Origin of the sequence: Streptomyces sp. f51 (assembly GCF_037940415.1) — a bacterium.
Taxonomy (GTDB): domain Bacteria; phylum Actinomycetota; class Actinomycetes; order Streptomycetales; family Streptomycetaceae; genus Streptomyces.
In genome coordinates, this window is sequence record NZ_CP149798.1 from 7977603 (window position 1) to 7997599 (window position 19997).

15 protein-coding genes and 1 pseudogene are annotated in these 19997 nt (G+C 70.3%); 11 read left to right on the forward strand and 5 right to left on the reverse strand.

Annotation, left to right across the window (positions count from 1 at the left end; translation table 11 throughout):
- Window positions 1-13 precede the first annotated feature (13 nt).
- From WJM95_RS34790 to WJM95_RS34805, 4 genes are all read right to left on the reverse strand, one after another.
- Complete coding sequence (locus WJM95_RS34790) at window positions 14-1009, reverse strand: xanthine dehydrogenase family protein subunit M (protein ID WP_339135085.1); 996 nt, start codon at window positions 1007-1009, stop codon at window positions 14-16.
- Window positions 1006-1545 carry a 2Fe-2S iron-sulfur cluster-binding protein gene (locus WJM95_RS34795; RefSeq protein ID WP_339135087.1) on the reverse strand — a complete coding sequence of 180 codons (540 nt, stop codon included), beginning with the start codon at window positions 1543-1545 and terminating at the stop codon, window positions 1006-1008. The genes WJM95_RS34790 and WJM95_RS34795 overlap by 4 nt, the downstream gene beginning before the upstream one ends.
- 506 nt (window positions 1546-2051) lie before the next feature.
- The gene (locus tag WJM95_RS34800) at window positions 2052-2255 is read right to left on the reverse strand and encodes a hypothetical protein (RefSeq protein WP_339135089.1); all 204 of its coding nucleotides are present in this window, start codon (window positions 2253-2255) and stop codon (window positions 2052-2054) included.
- A gap of 80 nt (window positions 2256-2335) precedes the next feature.
- Window positions 2336-2551 (reverse strand): hypothetical protein, encoded by a 216-nt coding sequence (locus WJM95_RS34805; protein ID WP_339135091.1) that lies wholly within the window; start codon window positions 2549-2551, stop codon window positions 2336-2338.
- An 866-nt stretch (window positions 2552-3417) separates the two neighbouring features.
- Here WJM95_RS34805 and WJM95_RS34810 point away from each other — a divergent pair.
- From WJM95_RS34810 to WJM95_RS34820, 3 genes are all read left to right on the forward strand, one after another.
- Window positions 3418-3750 (forward strand): MerR family transcriptional regulator, encoded by a 333-nt coding sequence (locus WJM95_RS34810; RefSeq protein WP_339135093.1) that lies wholly within the window; start codon window positions 3418-3420, stop codon window positions 3748-3750.
- Between the two features lie 43 nt (window positions 3751-3793).
- Window positions 3794-4597, forward strand: coding sequence for a hemolysin III family protein (locus WJM95_RS34815; RefSeq protein WP_339135095.1), 804 nt, complete (start codon window positions 3794-3796; stop codon window positions 4595-4597).
- A gap of 196 nt (window positions 4598-4793) precedes the next feature.
- A complete protein-coding gene (locus WJM95_RS34820) occupies window positions 4794-6128 on the forward strand; it encodes an MFS transporter (protein ID WP_339135096.1) in 1335 nt (444 codons plus the stop codon).
- Between the two features lie 13 nt (window positions 6129-6141).
- Here the strand turns inward: WJM95_RS34820 and WJM95_RS34825 are convergent, their stop codons facing one another.
- Window positions 6142-7386, reverse strand: a complete 1245-nt coding sequence (locus WJM95_RS34825) for a transposase (protein WP_339135098.1) — start codon at window positions 7384-7386, stop codon at window positions 6142-6144.
- A gap of 1109 nt (window positions 7387-8495) precedes the next feature.
- Here WJM95_RS34825 and WJM95_RS34830 point away from each other — a divergent pair.
- The 8 genes and pseudogenes from WJM95_RS34830 to WJM95_RS34865 all read left to right on the forward strand — a co-directional run bounded on the left by WJM95_RS34830 (window position 8496) and on the right by WJM95_RS34865 (window position 19921).
- Complete coding sequence (locus tag WJM95_RS34830) at window positions 8496-12515, forward strand: amino acid adenylation domain-containing protein (RefSeq protein WP_339135100.1); 4020 nt, start codon at window positions 8496-8498, stop codon at window positions 12513-12515.
- A 59-nt stretch (window positions 12516-12574) separates the two neighbouring features.
- Window positions 12575-13183: a serine O-acetyltransferase EpsC gene (gene epsC, locus WJM95_RS34835; RefSeq protein WP_339135102.1), complete on the forward strand. Its 609-nt coding sequence runs from the start codon at window positions 12575-12577 to the stop codon at window positions 13181-13183.
- Window positions 13184-13537: 354 nt separating this feature from the next.
- A pseudogene (locus WJM95_RS34840) lies at window positions 13538-14485 on the forward strand (ATP-grasp domain-containing protein); the annotation flags it as partial.
- Complete coding sequence (locus WJM95_RS34845) at window positions 14480-15505, forward strand: cysteine synthase family protein (RefSeq protein ID WP_339136032.1); 1026 nt, start codon at window positions 14480-14482, stop codon at window positions 15503-15505. The pseudogene WJM95_RS34840 and the gene WJM95_RS34845, both read left to right, overlap by 6 nt.
- Complete coding sequence (locus WJM95_RS34850; protein ID WP_339135104.1) at window positions 15502-16779, forward strand: ATP-grasp domain-containing protein; 1278 nt, start codon at window positions 15502-15504, stop codon at window positions 16777-16779. The genes WJM95_RS34845 and WJM95_RS34850 overlap by 4 nt, the downstream gene beginning before the upstream one ends.
- A gap of 81 nt (window positions 16780-16860) precedes the next feature.
- Entirely contained in the window at window positions 16861-18117 is a 1257-nt protein-coding gene (locus tag WJM95_RS34855) for an ATP-grasp domain-containing protein (RefSeq protein ID WP_339135106.1), read from the forward strand.
- A gap of 8 nt (window positions 18118-18125) precedes the next feature.
- Entirely contained in the window at window positions 18126-19391 is a 1266-nt protein-coding gene (locus WJM95_RS34860; protein ID WP_339135108.1) for an MFS transporter, read from the forward strand.
- Window positions 19392-19468: 77 nt separating this feature from the next.
- The gene (locus WJM95_RS34865; protein ID WP_339135110.1) at window positions 19469-19921 is read left to right on the forward strand and encodes a cupin domain-containing protein; all 453 of its coding nucleotides are present in this window, start codon (window positions 19469-19471) and stop codon (window positions 19919-19921) included.
- Window positions 19922-19997 lie beyond the last annotated feature (76 nt).

Below are 19997 nucleotides of genomic sequence, written 5' to 3' on the forward strand. Positions count from 1 at the left end.
GGTCCGGAAGAAGTCAGGCCGTCGCGGGTGCGGGGGCGAGGCGGTTCAGGACGTCCAGGGCGAGGTTGCGGGCGAGGGGCACCTTGTAGGCGTTGTCGCGCAGCGGCTCGGCGCGGTCCAGTTCCAGGGCCACGGCGCCTTCGAAGGCCTCGGGGGTCGCCGCCGCGCCCAGCAGCGCCGTCTCCGCGTGGTGGGCTCGCCAGGGCCGGGGGGCGAGGCCGCCGAAGGCGAGCCCCACCTGGTCCACGACGCCGTCCGCGACCCGCAGGACGACGGCCACGGAGGCCAGGGCGAAGGCGTACGAGGCACGGTCGCGGGCCTTGCGGTAGGCGCAGGGCACACCGGCCCGGGCGGCCGGCAGCAGGACGCCGGTGATCAGCTCACCGGGGCGGATCTCGGTGTCCCGCTCCGGACGGACCCCGGGCAGCCGGTGGAAGTCGGCCACCGGGATGCTGCGCCCGCCCTCGGCGCCGTACAGCTCGACCCGGGCGTCGAGGGCCGCCAGGGCGACGGCCATGTCGGAGGGGTGGGTGGCGATGCAGTGCGGGGAGTGGCCCAGCACGGCGTGATCGCGGTGCACGCCGTCGCGGGCACTACAGCCACTGCCCGGCTGCCGCTTGTTGCAGGGTTTGTCGAGGTCCTGGAAGTAGGGGCAGCGGGTGCGCTGGAGCAGGTTGCCGCCGGTCGTGGCGGCGTTGCGGAGCTGTCCGGAGGCGCCCGCGAGGAGCGCCTGGGACAGCACCGGGTAGCGGTCGCGGACCAGGGGGTGGGCGGCGAGATCGCTGTTGCGGACGGTGGCGCCTACGCGCAGCGCGCCGTCCGGCAGTTCCTCGACCGAGTCCAGCGGCAGCCGGCCGACGTCGATGAGGACACCAGGGGTCTCCACGCCGAGTTTCATGAGGTCGACAAGGTTGGTGCCGCCGGCGAGGTAGTGGGCGCCAGGGTGGGCCGCGTAGGACTCGACGGCCTCCTCGACGCCGGTGGGCCTGAGGTATCCGAAGCCTTTCACCCGATCACGTCCTCCACCGCCTCGACGATGCGCGGATAGGCGCCGCACCGGCACAGGTTGCCGCTGAGCCGCTCGCGGATCTCTGTCCCGTCCAGCGGCACGGGCCGGCCGGAGGGCTCCGCCGGGTCGGTGACGTGGGACGGGTGACCGGCAGCGGCCTCGGCGATCATGCCCACGGCGGAGCAGATCTGCCCGGGCGTGCAGTAGCCGCACTGGAAGGCGTCGCGTTCCAGGAAAGCCCGCTGGAGGGGGTGCGGTTCCTCGCCGTCGCCGCCCAAGCCCTCGATGGTGGTGACCTCGCTGCCGTCGAGGGTGACGGCGAGCAGCAGACAGCCGTTGACGCGGCGCCCGTCCACCAGGACGGTGCAGGCGCCGCACTGGCCGTGGTCGCAGCCCTTCTTGGACCCGGTGAGGTTCAGGTCCTCGCGGAGCAGGTCCAGCAGGACCCGCCGGTGGTCGACGAGCAGGGTATGGGGTTTGCCGTTGACCCGGAGGGTGATCTTCGAGTGCGGGTCGAGCGGCTTTTCGCTGGTCATAGCAAGAAGGGTCTTCCGGACGGGGTGGGGTGTCCGTGCACACCGCGTATCCAGGCTGCGACGCCTCACGCGTCCCGGCCACTCCAGGGCATCCCGCGGCCCCCGTCGCCGGGCCGGTCGGCCGGTCGGCGCCGGGGGAAGGGCTCGGCCGTCGTCCAGCAGCGACGCGGCGGACTCCACCTCGTCCCTCGGCCCGATCTCCGTCTCCAGCGCCCGCCACATCGCCGCCGCGTCCAGGTCGGCGCCGTGCTCGGTGACGAGGCAGCTTCGCTGTTCAGTGAGGTAGGTCGGCCCAGCTGTCCTGAGCGAGCGCCGCCCAAGGCCGGCGGCTGGCGCTCCCGCTTCCGCATCTGATCGGGCATAGAGGGGCGGCCCGGGACTTCGGAAAGGGTGGAGCCGGTCCGGGCCGCCGCTGCTCATCGTCGTCAGCGGACAAGGGATCCCGCCACGCCAGTGGGGCATAGGAGTGAGAGCGCCTGTGGACTCGGCTCGATGATGGGACAAGCTCAGCCGGTGTCGTCCGGTACGTCGACCGTGAGGCCGCCGTGCTGGCCGATCTTCCAGACCAGGCCCCAGGACTCGATCAGCTCCCGGATCGTCTCGGGGCCGCCGTTCTCCATCGCGTGCAGGAGGGCGAGTTGTCTGCCTTTGAGCCGCTCGGGGGGTGGCTGGCAAGGGTCTCCGACGACTTCTTGGAACCAGGCTGCCATGGTGATCCTTACCTGTGAGCCGGGCTTTTGACGTGCCATGCGTGCCTCCGGGGTGTGACGGTCAAGGCGACTTTGCCGGGTCAACGAGCGAGGCGGGACAGACGGCCGGCCAATCGCGTCTCGTTCTGCCGCTCACGCATATCGCTCGGACCCGGGACGACCAAGACCACCGTGTCGGCGGCCCCGGCCGCGATCGCCGGAACGAGCCCGTCGAGGAAGTCCCGGGCGCTCTCCCGTGCGCCGGCGACGGACGTCGCGGAGCGGAAGGCTGCGACGTTGACGCTCGTCGTGTCCATCAGGTCCCCCTGGTCTCTGGATCGCCCGTGCCCGGTCCTGCCTGCCTGGAGCTTGTGCCCGGACTGCGGCCCGCTCGCCCGGATCCACTCCCAACCCCCACCGCTGTTCGGGGTCGATTACCTCATCCTCGACCACGCAGAAATCTATGGTGGCTGGAGTAGACATTGGGAGATCGTCTGGCTATGGTTTCCCTCGTAGCCCAGAGGGACAGCAGGGCCCGGCAGACACGAACTGCCGGGAGCAGTACATGCAGTTGCAGTGCGCAGGACGGTGCGGTGGTGGAGTTTCGAAGCCAGGGTTGTTGCAGGACGGCGACGGGGCTGACGACCGGACCGGGTGGCCCGCAGTGATCAGGGGCCACCATGAGCAGAACCGCAGTTGATGCAGTGGCAGTACCCGCAAGTGCAGTTAGCAGGATCCAGCAGTGAAGGTATGTGAGCAGCACCTCGGTGAAGGCGTCGGCTGCGGGCGCGCGCACCGGGAGGTTCGGCAGTGGGGTTCTAAGCCAGAGCATTCGCAGGACGGGCGACGGGGCTGGCTGCCGGAGAGTGGCGCTGTCACAGGCCACAGAGCAGTACGCAGTGCCAGTAGGTAAGTGATTGATCCCAGAGGGAAGAAACGGAGGAGCGAGGCGCCATCAGGATCGCCCGGGCGGAGTCTGAGCCCGGGTACCGCAGGACATCGATAGTGAGGTGGTCTCCGGTCGAGCAACCGCGATCCCCGCACAGGCTCTCGTCCCCCTCGAGCTCGTGCGGAAACAGAAGGCCGGTGCAGTATCAGGGCCGGCAGATGGTGTAGCAGTTCCTTCGGGGCCCTGGCGCGAAGAGCGCCAGGGCCCCTCCACGCGTTCCACGAGAGAGGTGCAATGACAGCAGACGACTCGTTCGGCCGGCTCGATGACGACGACTATCCCGCCTACACGATGGGCCGGGCCGCAGCGTTGCTCGGCACCACCCAGGGCTTCCTCCGCGCCCTCGGAGACGCCCGCCTCATCACCCCGCTGCGCTCCGAAGGCGGACACCGCCGCTACTCCCGCTACCAGCTGCGCATCGCCGCCCGCGCCCGCGAACTCGTCGACCAGGGCACCCCCATCGAGGCCGCCTGCCGCATCGTCATCCTCGAAGACCAGCTCGAAGAAGCACAGCGCATCAACGCCGAATACCAGAGGACCGCAGTCCGGCACGGGACCGCCACCTGACACGGCAGGTGATGCTCTTCCACCTTTTCAAGAATACGAGCACATGATCGCCGAAGACACTCAGCCGCCGGACCGCGGACGGCAGCCCCAGCCCGGCCCCGGCACCCCGCCCAGCGCCCTGCGCAGCAACGCGGTTGACATGCCGTCAGGCACAAACGTTCCACCGGCTGCCGGGCAGACAGGCAACGGGGCGGGACATGGAGTGGAGAGCGCGGCGGCTGCGCTGAAGCCGAGGCTGCGTGGCTGGCTGCACGCAGGCGTGTTTCCCCTCGCGCTGGCCGGCGGCATCGTCCTGATCACCGTTTCGCGCTCGGCGGCGGCAGCGGCAGCCTGCTCGGTGTACGCGGTCTCCGCCTGCCTGCTGTTCGCTACCAGTGCCCTCTACCACCGCGGAACGTGGGGCCCACGCGGGGAGGCGGTCCTGCGGAGACTGGACCACGCCAACATCTTCCTGATCATCGCCGGCACCTACACCCCGCTGGCGGTACTGCTGCTCCCCGAAGACCGGCAGTGGGTGTTGTTGGCCCTGGTGTGGGCTGGCGCCCTGGCTGGCATTGCCTTCCGCATCCTGTGGATCGGGGCTCCCCGGTGGCTGTACACCCCCTGCTACATCGCGCTCGGCTGGGTGGCCGTCTTCAACCTGCCCGACTTCGCGCGAACCGGCGGCACCGCGGTCGTCGCACTTGTCATCGCCGGTGGTCTGCTCTACACCGCGGGCGCCGTCGTCTACGGACTCAAGCGCCCCAACCCGTCACCGGCCTGGTTCGGCTTCCATGAGGTCTTTCACGCCCTGACCATCACCGCCTTCACCGCGCAATACACCGCCATCCTCCTGGCAGCCACATGACGGCGTGCCGGGCATGCCGAACTGCAGGACGCGCGGGCGGGCCCTGGCCGCACACGGTCAGGGAGATGCTGGCGGGCGGCGGCGGGGCCCCAGGTCCCGTGGTGCAGTGTGATCTGTCCGCTACCGGACTCGGCAAGCTGTTTCGCGGAATTCGGACGACCACGTGGCTGCTGTCGGGCCCGGTACCTTCGTGTCCGTGCCCGAGGAGATACCGCACAGCTTCCGCGATCACTGCCAGGACCTGACGTTCCGCCACGACCAGGACGTACCGGCCGGCCCGGAGAGCGACCGACCGGTCCAGGAGAGGGCACTGGGCACGCCCGCGGAGTCGGCCGCCGCGTCGACCGGACGGCGTGCGCTCGTCCCCGGGCGCAGGCGGCTGGCGGTCGGCGGGGCGCTGATCGCCGCGTTCGGCGGATTCGCTAGCTTCAACCTGCTGCTGTCCGCGATGCCCGCGTACGCGGTGCGGTGCGGTGCGGGCCCCTCGGGCGCCGGATCGCTCACCGCCGTCCTGATGGCGGCCACGCTGGCAGTCCAGCCCTTCACCCCGAGGCTCTTCGACCGGCTCGGCCGACGGCTCTCGTTGGCTCTGAGCGGTGCGCTGCTCGCGCTGCCTTGTCTGGCCCTGCCGGCCGCCACGACGTTCACCGTCCTGACCGGCCTCGCGATCCTGCGCGGGCTGGGCTTCGGCGTCTTCGTCGTGGCCGGTGTCACCTTCACGGCGGAGTTGTTCCCGTCCGGCGAACGGGGGCGGGCCATCGGCTGGTACGGCGCCGTGGTCGGTGTCGCCGGCGTCCTCGCAGCCCCCGCGGGCATCGCACTGGCCCGGCAGGAGGCGTACGCGCTCACCTTCGTTCTCGCGGCGGGCAGCGCCACCCTGGTCATGATCGGCGCGCTCGGCTTTCCCCGCGGCGGAGGAACCGACCGCCCCGCCGGACCCCGGAGCGCCCGGACGCGCGGTCCGCGCGACACGGTGCGGGCGCTGCGCCCCATGACCGGTCTCCTCGCGGTGGAGATCGCCTCCACCACCGCCTACGGCGCGGTCTTCACCTTCCTGCCGCTGACCGCGCCGGCAGCGCCCGGGGCCCTGCTCGCTGTGCAGGTTTCCACCGTGGTCTTCCGGCTCGTGGGCGGCTGGTTCATCGACCGGTACGGCGGCCGACGGGTGCTGGTTCCGGCGGTCCTGGCCACCGTGCTCGGCACGGCCGCGGGCGCCGCGTCCCATCAGCCGGTTCTGCTGCTGACCGGCGCGGCCCTGTTCGGGGCGGGCTTCGGCGCGGCCCAGAGCACCACGCTGGTGCTGATCATGCAGGTGGCCGGTGACACGCCCGCGGGTCTTGGGCTGGCCGGAGTCGCGTGGAACATCGCCTTCGACGCCGGTACGGGTGTCGGTTCGCTCCTCGGCGGACCCCTGCTTGCTCTCGGTGGACCCTCCGCCCTCTTCCCGGCAATCGCCGCCGTCCTGGCCGCGTGCCTGCTGCTGGACCGGTGGCGAGCCCGCGTACCCGGTCACGACTCATCGAGGACTTGACATCCTCCCCGCCCTAAAGGGCGGGGATTCCCGCCTGGCTGCCGGTGGTGACCGGCTGGGCCTTCGGGTGGGTTCCCCGTTCAACGGGCCGTGCCCGGCGTGGGATTTCCACTCCAGGACTGACCGGCCCTCCAGGGGCGTTTAGCCTCTCCGCCTGCCCGGCGGCGAGGATCACTCGCGACGCGTTGAAGTCACGATCATGTTCGGTACCGCAGCCCTCGCACCGCCAGATACGCACGTGCAGCGGCTTCGTCCCGTCCACGACCCAGCACACCGAGCACGTCTGCGAGGAGGGCAGCCAGCGGGAAACGATGCCGACGTGCCGGCCACAGCGGGCCGCCTTCTCCTCCAGCACCCGGCGGAACATGCCCCATGCCGCGTCGTGCACAGACTTGGCCAGGCGAGTGCGGGCCAGGCCAAAGACCGCCAGGTCTTCGAGGTAGACCGCTTGGTTGTCGCGGACCAGCCTCGAAGCACTCTGATGGCACCAGTTTCTGCGCGCATCGGCCACCCGGGCATGCGCCCGGGCAACCTTCAACCGGGCCTTGGCCCGGTTCCTCGACCCCTTCACCTTCCGGCTCAACGCCCGCTGCGCCTTCCTCAGTCTCCGCTCGGCACGCCGCAGGAAGCGGGGATTGTCGATCACCTCGCCGTCGGAGAGAACGGCGTAATGCATCAGCCCCAGGTCGATACCGGCCTCGGCGTCCACGGGCGGCAGCGTTGCGGGCTCGACGTCCACCACGAAGCTCGCGAAGTACCGGCCCGAAGCGTCCTTGACCACAGTCACCGAGGAGGGAGGCGACGGCAGTTCCCGGGACCAGCGGACCCGAACGTCCCCGATCTTCGCGAGGTTCAGCCGCCCGTTGCCCCGCAGCCGGAACCCGTTCCTGGAGAAACGGACCGCCTGCCGGCTGTCCCTCTTCGACTTGAACACCGGAAGCCCCATACGGCGCCCTGGCCGCTTGCCCGACACCGACGCGAAGAAGTTCGCGTACGCCGTATCGAGATCACGAAGAGAGGACTGCAAGGCGTCCACCGACACCTCCGCCAGCCAAGCCCGCTCGGGCGTCCTCTTCGCCTCCGTGATCACCCGCTTCGCCAGCACACCCGCCGCGATCCGCGACCTGTCTGCCTGGTAGGCGGCCTTCCTCGCGGCCAGCGCATCGTTGAAGACCACCCGGGCACAGCCCAACGTACGGACCAGCGCGATGCACTGACCCGGCGTCGGCACGAGCCGGAACGAATACCGCAGATACACCCGACCAACCTAACGGCCACCACTGACAACGCCGCTCCGCCCAAGAGGCGAACCGGCCTTCCCTGCCCTGCTCCGCAGCAGCTTCGTTCCCTCCCTGGCCTGAAGGCCGGGGTATCCACGAAGGAGACCTGATGAACGAGCGGCCTCTCGGGGTCGTCTGTTGCAGCTCTATGAACTCCTCCCGAGGGCCCGGAACCGGCCGGGGGCCGACGGCGCGTGGTCGGCGGGGCCGGACGTTCACGACCGCAGACGCGTGGGAAGGCGCCTGTCACCGGGAGAGGCGGGATGGGCCGGCTCGGCGTGGCAGGCCGCCGTGTGCCGCGGACCCGGGATCGTGACGCCCGTGACCGTCGGTTCCGCGTGTAGGGAGCGAAAACGGAATCGCTCCAGCCATTTTTCAGCCGAAGTGGCTCCCTTCGGCCGCCGGCCGGGAAATTATCCGAAACCGTGCCCCCTGCTTTGCACCCGGTAACGCGCCCGGCTTTCCGATCTGGCCGAACGCCGTGGGGTCTAAGCGGACCAAAAGGGGTGACGGGATCTGTTTTCGCTCCTTCGCCTCGGACATGTCCTTCGTGTACGTTCCGATTGCTTGCCGGGGCGGACCGACCTGTTTTGGCCGGAGCCGTTCCCCGGCGGGGACACCGGACCCGTCCATCGGGGTTCGGTGCTCCGGGACCTGACGCAAAGACGCTGGCCGCTCGGACGCGGCACACCTACGGGGAAGGGGGGAGGCGTGAACGGCATGAACGCGCGACTCTCCGCGCGAGCGCGGAATGCGTTCCGTCGATGTACCGGGACGGCCTGAGCGCCGGCGGGAGACCGTTCAGTCGCGCGAAATCCGTGAGCCGTCCTGCTGGACCGCGGCCGTTCACGTCGACGTCAAGCGCGTCCGGCCAGGCACACCTTCAGTGAATTCCGCCACGGGTCGCGCTCTGCCCTGTCCGCAGTTTTCAGGGATGACGCGACAACAGGGGGCGGCCGTGTCGGGGGCCTCGAGAATCGGCCACGCCGGCACGAAATCCACCGTCGATGCGCTCGAATTTGACGAATTCTAGGTTCGAAGGATGATGGCGAAAAAAACGCGGCCTCAGGAATTGTCTCTGCCGGACATGCTACGCGCGTCCACCCGTCTCCAGCCCGACCGGACCGCCGTCTCCTGCGGCTCGGAGCGGCTGACGTTCCAGCAGCTCAGTGACCGAAGCGAGGAATTGGCCGGTCATCTGCGGCACCTCGGCGTGACGAGGGACGACCAGATCGGCGTCTTCATGGAGCCGTCCGTCGGTCTCGTGGTGAGTGTCTGGGGTGTCCTGCACGCGGGCGCCGCCTACCTGCCGTTGTCACCGGAGTACCCGGACGAGCGCGTGCGCTACATGATCGAGAACTCGGCCGCGGACGTCATCCTGTCCGACGAGACCCTGGTGTCCCGGCTGGCCGCGATGGCGCCACCGAGGACGAAGATCGTCACCCTCGCCGACGCGCGGACCTTACGGACGTCCGGGCCCGGGGTCCCCGCGTCCGGGCAGACCGCCCCCGAGCGTCCGCGGGCGGACGATCTCGCCTATGTCATCTACACCTCGGGGAGCACGGGCAACCCGAAGGGCATCGGCATCGAGCACCACAGCATCGTCAGCCAGATGCGCTGGCTCGCCGACGAACAGGGTCTGGACCGGAGCCGGAAGGTCCTGCAAAAGACGCCGCTCAGTTTTGACGCGGCTCAGTGGGAGATCCTCGCACCGGCCTGCGGCAGCGGCGTGGTGATGAGCGAACCGGGCGTGTACGCCGACCCGGGCGGGCTCATCGACCTGATCGTGGCGCACGAGGTGACCACCCTCCAGGGGGTGCCGACCCTGCTGCGGGCGCTCGTGGACACCGGACGGCTGTCCGCGTGCACCTCGCTCACCCAGGTGTTCAGCGGTGGCGAGGCGCTCACGAAGAGTCTGGCGGTCGAACTCCTCGACGCCCTTCCGGACTGTGAACTGGTCAACCTCTACGGCCCGAGCGAGTGCACCATCAACGCGTCAGCCCACACGGTCGACCGGGCGACCGTGCAGCACGGTCCGGACCATGTCTCCATCGGCCGTCCGGTGCGGGACGTGAGCTTCCACATCCTCGACCCCGCCCGGCAGCCCGTCGGTCCCGGGGAATCCGGTGAACTCCACATCGCGGGCCGGCAGCTCGCCCGCGGCTATCTGAACCGCCCCGATCTGACCGCCGAAAGGTTCCTGCCCAACCCGTTCTCCACGGCCCCCCAGGCCGACCGCCTCTACCGCACCGGTGACCTGGCGCGATGGAACGAGGACGGCACGGTGCAGTTCCTCGGCCGCGTCGACAGCCAGGTGAAACTGCGGGGCTTCCGGGTCGAGCTGGACGAGATCAAGGTGGCCGTCGAGGCGCACGAGTGGGTCAGACGTGCCGCCGTCCTGGTCCGCGACGATCCGCGGCTCGGCGCCAACCTCATCGCGTTCATCGAACTAGACGCCGAGCAGGCCGCATTGATGGACCAGGGAAATCACGGAGCCCATCACCAGTCGAAGCGGAGCAAGCTGCAACTGCGGGCTCAGCTCTCCGATCCGGGAGTCCGTCAGGACTCCGGCCTCCCGGCCATCGAGCTTCCGGGACGCGAACCCTCGGTCCGGCAGCGGCGCGCGGTGTTCGCCCGTAAGACCTACCGGTTCTTCGAAGGCGGTGAGGTCACCCGGCGGGACATCCTGGACCTGCTCGCCCCCCGGCAGGAACAGTCGGTGGCACCCCGGCGCCCGGACGCGTTGACCCTGCCCGAACTCGGCACCCTGCTCCGCTGGTTCGGCCAGTTCACCAGCGACGAACGGCTGCTGCCCAAATACGGATACGCCTCGCCCGGCGCGCTCTACGCCACCCAGCTCTATCTCGAGCTCTCCGGTGTCGCGGGTCTCGAACCGGGCTTCCACTACTACAACCCGGTCACGCATCGACTCTCGTTGATCGCTCCGGCCCCGGCGGGCGAGCCGAGGATGCGAGTTCACCTCATCGGGAGCAGGTCGGCCATCGAGCCGGTGTACCGCAACAACATCCGTGAAGTCCTGCAGTTCGAGGCCGGGCACATCGCCGGCCTGTTCGACCGGGTGTTACCCGAGTACGGCCTGCGGATCGGCAGCCGCGCAGCAGGGGCGGCGGTCAAGGAGATCCTGCGGTGCCCGGCCGAGGACCACCACCTGGTCACGTACGAGGTGGAGCCGGCCACCGCCCCGGCCGTCACGGGACCGGTGGACACCTACGTGCAGGCTCACCCCGGCCGTGTTGCGGGGCTGACAGGCGGTCAGTACCGCTACGTGGACGGCGACTTGCTGCCCGTCTCCGGCGAACTAGTGCGCAAGCGTGACGTCATCGCCATCAACCAGGAGGTCTACGAGCGTTCCGGGTTCGGGATCAGCCTGATCGGCAGGTCGCCCGAACCCTGGCAGCGCTACGTCGACCTCGGCCGGGAACTCCAGCGCCTCCAGATGAACGACCTCGGGCTGGGACTGATGTCGTCCGGCTACAGCTCGGAGACCGGAAACGACCTGCCCTCGGCCCGGCGCATCGCGGCCATCGCGGGCCTCGGACCGGACACGGCCTCCTACTTCGCCCTCGGCGGCCGGGTCAGCGAGGAACAGCGAAGCGCCGAGGGCATGAAGGAGGATTCCGTCCACACCCGCGGACCGGCCGAGATCGTCAAGGACAACCTCACCACCTCGCTGCCCCCGTACATGGTGCCCAACAGGGTCACCGTGCTGGACTCCTTCCCGCTGACCGTCAACGGGAAGATCGATCACCAGACCCTGCGGGCCATGGACGAGGCCGCCATGGAGGACACCGACGCGCCGGTCGTCCCGCCGCGCACCCCCACCGAGCAGGCGATCGGTGCCCTGTGGAGTGCGGTGCTGCGGCAGGAGAGAGTCTCGATCCGGGACAACTTCTTCGCCGCCGGAGGCCACTCGCTGACCGCGGTCAACCTGGTCGGCCGGATCAACAGGGAGCTGGGCAGTTCCCTGCCGCTCCAGGTGCTGTTCGACTCCCCGACCATCGCCGAGCTGGCCCGGCGGGTCGACCGCGAGCCCACGACCGCCTTGTCGCGACTGGTGCGGCTGCGCGGCGGGGACAATCCCCGGCCCGTCTTCTGCTGGCCCGGACTCGGCGGCTACCCGATGAGCCTGCGGCTCCTGGCCGGCAGGCTGGAACAGGACCGGCCGTTCCTCGGCGTCCAGGCCCACGGCATCAACGCGGGTGAGACCGCCTATCCGACGTTCGAGGAGACGGTCGTCGGGGACATCGAACTCATCCGGCGCGTCCAGCCGGCCGGGCCGTACACGCTGTGGGGCTACTCCTTCGGCGCCCGGCTCGCGTTCGAGGCGGCCCACCGACTGGAGCGCGCGGGCGAACAGGTCGAGGAGGTGATCCTCATCGCGCCGGGGAAGCCACCGGTGGAAGCCCGTGGGGGGACCCGCACGGACGCCGCGGCCGACTTCACCGACCCCACCTTCGTCTCGATCCTGTACTCGGTGTTCGCGGGAAACCTCGAACGGCTCGCGGTCGACGCGTGTCTGGCCGCGACGCGGGACGAGGAGTCGTTCATCGCGTTCGTCTGCGATCGATTCAGTTATCTGGAACGCGAGTTGGTGCGCCGGATCGTCCATGTGGTGCGCCGGACGTTCTCCTTCGAGTACGCGCCGCACGAACGGGCCGAGCGCAGCGTCGCGGCGCCGGTCACCGTGTTCACCGCCCGGGGCGACCAGGACTCCTTCCTCGAAGGCGGCCACGCGCTGACGAGGACGCCCCCCAGGATCAACCGCCTGGAGGCCGACCACTACGCGCTCCTCCGCGCCGGCGGCGTGGACGAACTCGTCACCGCCCTCCAGTCCGCACGACTCACCAGAAAGGTCATCGGCGTGCCTCACGTCAACATCAAGCATTTCCCGAACAACCTCGAGGACCACCAGATCTCGGCCCTCGTCGAAGCGATCACCAGCGCGGTCCGGACCGCCTTCTCGGTCGATGAGGGCGCCGTGTCGATCGCCCTCGAACCGGTGGCGCAGGACGTGTGGAACGAGCGGGTGTACGTCCCGGAGATAACCGGGGGCACCGGCAAGCTGATCAAGGTCCCGAACTACTGAGACCGGCCGCCACGATCGAGAGGCCACGGGGAACCAGGCCATGACACTCGGAGGACCGCATGCGTAGGACGATGGCCAGGGCGAGGGAAGACCTGTCCGTGATCGTCGCGCGAGACCCGTCGATCCGCACCCGTGCGGAGGCGCTGCTGCACCCCGCGCTCCCCGCGCTGTGGACCCACCGGCTGGCGCACGCCCTGTACATCCGTGGACACCGTCAGATCGCGCGTTTCCTGGCCTACGTGGCCCGCGCGGTGACCGGCGGCATCGAGATCCATCCGGGTGCGCGCCTCGGCCGCCGGGTGTTCATCGACCACGGGGCCGCCGTGGTGGTCGGTGAGACCGCCGAGATCGGTGACGACGTGACGCTCTACCACCAGGTCACGCTCGGCGCGGTCGGCTGGTGGCGGGACGGCCGGCGCGAACCCGGGACCCGCCGTCACCCCGTCGTCGGCGACCGGGCGGTGCTCGGCACCAACGCCATCGTGCTCGGCCCGGTCACCGTCGGCGCCGACGCGCTGGTCGGCGCCGGTTCGCTCGTGCTGACCGACGTACCGGCCGGCGCCCGCGTGATGGCTCCCCCGGCCGAGATCGTGATCCGGCCGTCCGCGGAGGACCGCGAGGACGCCGGCCGGCTGCTGCGCGCCCTCGCCACCCCCGGGTGCTGGTGAGGGCCGGCCCGTCCCCGTCCGTCGTATCCCAGCCGGCCCTGTGTCGGCACGCCATCGGAGGCATACGTGATTCATGTCGGCGTTCTGGAGAGCAACCTCTCCGGTTCCGGCTTCGAGGGCCTGCAGATCATCAAGGAACTCGACTGCCGTGTCACCTTCTTCACCCGCGACCTCGACCGCTATCTCGAAGTGCCCGGTGGCCCCGCCTACTTCGACGACTACGTCGACGAGATCGTCCACTGCGAGACGAACGTCCTCGACGAACTGCTGCCGCACGTGCACGCGGCCGGAGCCGAGCACCCCTTCGACGCGTTCCTGACCCTGGCCGAGTACGACGTCGTCGTGGCCGCCGAGGTGGCGGTCCTGCTCGGACTCCCCACCGTCAGCGTCGACGGGGTCGCGACCGCGCGCAACAAGGCGCTGATGCGCAGGCGTTGTGCCGAACACGGCGTGCCGATGCCGGCCTTCCGTACGGTCCGGACCCCCGCCGAGGCCGAGTCGGCCGCGGCCGAGATCGGCCTGCCCGTCGTGGTGAAGCCGGCCGACGAGACCAGCAGCGCCGACGTCCGGCTGGTCGAGAACGCCGGAGAGGCTGCCGAGCACGTTCGGCTGATCCGCACGCGGGTGGAGAACACCCGGGGGCAGAGCCGCTACCACGAGCTGATGGTCGAGGAGTACGTGAGCGGCCCCGAGGTCAGCGTGGAGGTTCTGGCCGAGGGCGACCGGTATGAGGTGTTCGGGGTGACCGACAAGTCGGTCGGCGGTCTCGGCTACTTCGTCGAACTGGGCCACAGTTTCCCCTCCAGCCTGCCCGATCCGGTCGTCCGCGCCTGCGGGGACCTGGCCGTGGACGCGCTGCGCGCGGTCGGGTTCGACCTGGGCATGGCCCATGTCGAGATCAAGGTGACCCCCTCCGGGCCCAAGCTCATCGAGATCAACCCGCGCCCGGCGGGCGGCAAGATCACCTACCTGGTGGACCGTGCCCTCGGCATCCGCTCGCTGGAGCTGGTGGCCAGGCAGTACCTCGGCCAGCCGCTGCCGGCCCGGGTCCTGCCGGAACGGCCCGTCGCCGGGACGGCCATCCGCTATCTGACCGCCGGGCCCGGCCGGGTCGTCTCTCTCGGCGGCCAGGAGCGGGCCGCCGCGCTGCCCGGTGTGGAGGAGGTCGTCCTCAAGGTGAAGCCGGGTGACGAGGTGCGGGAGCTGCGCCGCAACGGGGACCGCGTCGGTCATGTGCTGGTCGTGGCCGAGACCGCCCAGCTTGCCGCGCGGACCGCGGAGGCCGCGGCCAAGGAGATCGCCGTCCGGACCGAGCCGGTCGTCCGGCGCCCCGTCGCGGACTCGCTCGTCGAACTGATCGGCGGTACACCCCTGTTGAGGCTGCCGCTTGACCGGATCCTGGACGGCGTCCCCGGCGACACGACCGTGCTGGCGAAGCTGGAGCTGTTCAACCCGTGGTCCAGCAGCAAGGACCGGGCCGCGCTGTGGATGCTGCGCGGCGCCGAGCGGCGCGGCCGGCTCACGCCCGGCGGCGGAACCGTGATCGAGGCGACCTCCGGCAACACCGGGATCTCCTTGGCCGCGCTGGCGGCGGCCCGCGGCTACCGCTGCGTCATCGTGCTGCCGGACAACGCGACCCAGGAACGCGTCTCCATCCTGCTGTCGCTCGGTGCCGAGGTGGTGCGGACACCGCACACCGGCGGCTACCAGGCCGCGGTCGACAGGGCCCAGGACATCCACCGGGCCACCCCCGGATCGTGGTTCTGCCGTCAGCACGAGAACCCGGACAACACCCGGGCGCACTACGAGTCGACCGGCCCGGAGATCTGGTCCGACACCGAGGGACGGATCGACGTCTTCGTCAGCGGCGTCGGCACCGGCGGCACGCTCAGCGGCGCGGGCCGCTACCTCCGCGAGCGGCACCCCGCCGTCCGCATCGTGGCGGTGGAACCGGCCGGCTCCCCGCTGCTGTCCGGCGGCGAGCCCGGCACCCACGGCATCCCGGGGTTCAACGGCGGCTTCGTCGCGCCGACCACCGAACGGGAACTCATCGACGAGGTGATCGCCGTCTCCGACTCCGACGCGCTGGACACCACCCGGCGGCTCGCCCTGCACACGGGCCTCATGGTCGGTGTCTCGGCCGGGGCGGTGGTCCACGCCGCCGGCGTCGTGGCCGCCCGTCCGGAGTACCGGGGCAAGCGCGTCGTGACCCTGCTGCCCGACACGGGTGAGCGGTACCTGAGCCTGCTGGGCCGCGCGGCCGAACCCGCGACGGCCGAACCCGCGACGGCCGGGGCCCCGAGCGGCGGCGGTGCCCGATGACTGCCTGCCGGCCCCCGGCGGCCGAACGGCCCCGCCTGCTGATGGTGATGCCGTACCGCCAGTTCGTACGCAAGGCACAGACGGCGGGGTTCTGGGTCGGCGCGGTCTGGGACCCGCGCCTGGAGTCGCCGGAGTACCTCGCCGACGTACGCGAACTGGCGGATCTGTACGTGACGGCCGACTTCCGCGACGAGGAAGGGCTGCGCGAGACCATCCGCTCGGCCGCACGGGAGCACGAGGCGTCGCTGATCTACCACATAGGCCGGGAGGAGACCATGGTCAGCGCCTACGAGGTGGCCGAGGAACTGCGCGCCGAGCTCAATCCGGCCGCGGCGATCCGCGTTCTCGCCGACAAGCACGCCATGCGCGAACTGCTGGCGGAGCGCGGACTGTCCCCGGTGGCCTTCGCGTCCGCGCCGACCCGCCGCGAGGTGCCGGACGCGGTCCGGCGGATCGGCTTCCCCGCCGTCGTCAAACCGGCCGCGCTCGCCGGCAGCCGAGGCGTCTTCCTGTGGCGGGAACCGGCCGACCAGGTGCCCTGGACGGCACTCCTCGACCAGTACGGCTACGACGGCCCGTTCCTCGTCGAGGAATACCTGCGCGGTCCCGAGTACAGCGTGGAGACGCTCAGCCAGGACGGCCGCCACCACGTCGTGGGCATCACCGAGAAACTGCTCGGTCCGCCGCCGCTGTTCGTGGAGACCGGGCACGTCCACCCGGCGCCGCTGCCCCAGGACCGCCGCAGGGCCGTCGAGGACCTGACCGAGGAGTTCCTCACGGCCTGCGGATACCGGTTCGGCCCCGCGCACACCGAGGTGATCTGGACGCCGCAGGGCCCGCGGATCGTCGAGTCGCAGGCCCGGCTCGGCGGTGACCGCATACCGAGACTCATCGAGCTGGCCACCGGACTGGACGTCGAGCAGGCCGTCTTCGCCGCACTGAACGGCACACCCGTCGAAGCACCGACGGCGACGGCGACGGCGACCGTACGGTTCTTCACCTTCCCGCCCGGCCATGTCGAGGAGATCCGCGGTCTCGAAACGGTCGGCGGACTCGGCCACGTCGACGAGCTGAGCATCCGTCTGAACCCCGGGGACACCGTGCCGGAGGTCCGCGACTCCAAGAGCAGACACGGGCACGTCATCGTCTCCGGCGCCACTCCCGAGGAGGCGAGGGCCCGCTGCGCGGAGGCCCTCGCCGCCATCGAGGCCGTCATCGATGGAACGCCCACCCGGGCCGACGGCCGGACCGGGGTCCTCGGAACACCCGTCTGAGCGCCGCCGGCCGTCCATCCCCCCACCCAGGAAGAAAGGCAGTCCCATGCAGTGGTCCGTCCCATCAACCAGGAGGTCACCGTGACGACCCCCGACACGGACGCCCAGGTGCTGTTCGTCGGCTACAACGCGGCCTACCTGCGCGCGATCGACGGGAGGGTCCCGAGCGGGTCCGTCGTGGTGATCGAGGAGCCCGACATCATCCGCAAGCGGGAACTGCGGGACGCCGCGGAGGGTTTCGACTGCCTGGACCGGATCGTCCCGGCGAGCTACCAGCAGTCCGCCGAAGCACTCGACCTCGCGGTCGGCCTCTCGGCCGCGCGGCCGGTGGCCGCCGTCGTCCCGGGGCTGGAGTACGCGGTGCCGGCCGCCGCGGCGCTGGCCGCCAAGCTCGGCCTGCCAGGAGCCGGCGAGAGAGCCGCGCAGGCGCTGCGGGACAAGATCCGGCTGCGCGAGGCGGCGGCCGCCGGCGGTGTCCGCAACCCGCGCTGGCGGGAGGTGCGCGGACCCGGGGACATCCTCGACTTCGCCGGCGACGGGCCGGTGGTGGTCAAGCCGGCGAACCGGCAGGCGAGCGTCGGCGTGCAGGTGCTGGACTCGGTCGACGCCACCACCGCGGCCGGGGCCTGGGAGCGGACCTCGTCGGCTGCCGAGTACGAGCAGGTGCCCGACCGGCCGCTGGACTGGCGGTTCCTGGCCGAGGAACGGCTGGAAGGCCCCGAGTTCAGCGTCGAGGCGCTGGTACGCGAGGGCGAGATCGTCTTCGAGAACGTCACCGCCAAGACGGTGATCCCGGGACCGTATCCGGTCGAGCTCGGCCATCTGCTGCCCGCACCGCTCGACCAGGAGACGCGGACCGCGTTCGGGACGGCCCTGAGGGCGCTGGTCTCCGCCGTCGGATTCGGGACCGGCATCCTGCACGCGGAGTGGATCCTCACGGAGTCGGGCCCGACGCTGGTCGAGTGCGCCGGCCGGTGCCCCGGCGACTATCTGATCGACCTCATCGACCTGGCCTACGACACCAGGATCAGGCTGACCCTCATCGACCTGCTGGCCGGGCGCCCCGTCGAACTGCCCCGGTCCTCCCGACGGACCTCGGCGATCCGCTTCCTCGCCGCGGAGCCGGGCACGGTGACCGAGGTCGGCGGAGAAGAGACCGCGAAGGCCCTGCCCGGAGTACGGGCCGTTGAGGTGGACGTCGAGGCGGGCCAGGAGGTCCGGCCCTGGGCGTCCTCCTGGGACCGTGCTGGCCACGTCATCGCCACCGGGCCCGACGCGGACACCACCCGCCGCCACGTCGTCGCCGCCGTCGCCGCCGTCCGTATCGCAACCGAGTGAGGGATCACATGTCTGCTCTGTGGCAGCGCATCCGCGGACTGCGCGGATCCATGCCAGGCGGCCCGGTGGGAACACGGCTGGCGGTGATGGCGATGATCGACGCGGTGGGCACCGGCGCCTTCCTGGCCGTGTCCGTGCCCTTCATCACCCGGGCGGTCCACCTGTCCGAACGCAACCTCGGCTTCGGCCTGGGCCTGTCCGCGGCCATCGCCCTGGGCACGGCGATCCCGATCGGGATCCTGGCCGACCGCATCGGCCCGAAGAAGGTCCTGGTCGGGGTGAGCCTGTGGCGCGCCGCCTGCTTCGTGGTGTACCCGTTCGTCCAGAACCTGTGGCAGTTCCTGACCGTGGTGTGCCTGCTCGGCCTCGTGGACAAGGCCGCGGCACCGATGGAACAGGCCCTGGTCGGGCAGGCCGTGCCGACCACGGAACGGGTCAAGGTCGTCGCGATCCTCCGGTCCATGCGCAACGTCGGCTTCACCGTCGGCGCCCTGCTGGGCGGGGTCGGGCTGCTGATCGGCACCCGGGCCGGTTACACCGTGATCCTGTTGCTCAACGCCGCCTCGTTCGCGGTGCTCGCGACGGTGGCGTCCCGGCTGCCGCTGCTCAACGCACCGACGGGGAACCTTCGCCGGAGGTTCTCGGTCGGCGTACTGCGCGACGGATCGTTCCTCTCGTTCGCCGGGATCAACGCGATCCTCACCATGCACATGACTCTGCTGAGCATCGGCATACCGCTGTGGATCGTGGGACACACCGATGTCTCCGCCGCGCTGATCTCCCCGCTCGTCGCGGTCAACACCGTGCTCGCGGTGCTCCTGCAGGTGCGGGCGAGCCGGGGGACCGACGACATCCCAGGTGCGGCACGGGCCCTGGTGCGCGCCGGCGTCTCCCTCGCTGCCTGCTGTCTGCTGCTCGTCACGGCACCGAGGCTGCCGGTCGTACTCGCCGTCGGCGCGCTGGTGCTGGCCATGATCGCGCTGACGGGAGGCGAGTTGTGGCAGTCCGCCGGAGGCTGGGGCGGCTCGTATCTGCTCGCGGCACCGGGCCAGGAGGGCGTCTATCTCTCGGTCTTCTGGCTCGGGGTCGCCGTGCAGCAGATCGCGGCACCGATCCTGGTCAGCCTGATCGTCACGGTCGGCGCCGCGGGATGGGTCGCGCTGGCCGCGCTGTTCGCCGCGAGCGGCCTTGCCGCTCCCGCGATCGGCCGGTGGGCGCAGGCGGAGGCGGCGAAACGGCCGCGGCAGGACCCGAGTCTGGCCGAGGCCACCTGAAACACCTGTATCGGCAACATTTATACCGACACCACAGATACCGGCACCACCTGTATCGACAATACCCTGGGAGAGAAATGTCTGTTCCGCTGTATGTTCCGCCGGGCGGGGGAGAGTTCGTCGACATCCGGGACACGAAAAGGACGTACCTGAAGCTCACCACACCGGATTCCGAGGGGGAGTTCGGATTCTTCGAGCATCACATGGCTCCCGAGGCCAAGGGCGCCAGTCCGCATGTGCACAAGAAGTCCACGGAGATGTTCTACGTGGTGCGTGGTGAGATCGAGTTCACGATCGGCGACCGGAAGGTGGTGGGCGAACCGGGCGCGTTCGCCTACGTTCCCAAGGGGGAGCCGCACGGTTTCACGAACCGGGGCAAGGAGGACGCCACTCTGCTGATCATGTTCTATCCGATCTACGATCGCGAGGACTATTTCCGCGGTCTGGGGCGTCTCACGGCCAACGGGCGAAACCCGAGCCTGGAGGAATTGCAGGAACACATGGCCAGGTACGACCAGTTCATGGTCTGATCCGCGCCTGATCGTCCACACGGGAACGGGGCCCGGCGGCGCGTCACGCCGCCGGGCCCCGATGCGCTCTTTCGTG